General features: G+C 72.8%; 1 pseudogene. It reads left to right on the top strand.

Annotated elements, in window-relative coordinates:
• A pseudogene (locus AC1DYG_RS20550) lies at positions 1–383 on the top strand (IS21 family transposase); the annotation flags it as partial.

Genomic DNA, 383 nt, shown 5'->3' with positions numbered 1-383 from the left:
GGCCCGCACCGTCGCGGGGGACAAGGACGGCACCCGCACCCTGGTCGAGGTGCTGCTGCTGCACCGACACATGGACCATGCCGACGTCATCGCCGGGCTGCGCGCAGCTGTGAGCATCGGTGCCGCGTCGGCGGACGTGGTGGCCGTCGAGGCCCGCAAAGCCGCAGCGACAAGGTCCGAGGACGGCCATCGGGTTCACCCGCAGATTCCCGTCGAGCAGAAGGTCGTCAGCCTCACCGCGCGGCGGCTGGTCGATCCCGGCGCGGTCATCGCCGGCCTCCCGCCGGACCAGCGGCCGGCGCCGTCCATCTCGGTCTACGACGAGCTCCTCACCCGCCGGCAGTATCCACCCGGCGACGCCGCGCCCACCACCTCGTCAGGAG

The organism is Pedococcus sp. P1_H8 (assembly GCF_056405175.1).
The sequence above is the reverse complement of the archived record's forward strand: the minus strand, read 5'-3'. Positions and strand labels throughout refer to the sequence as shown.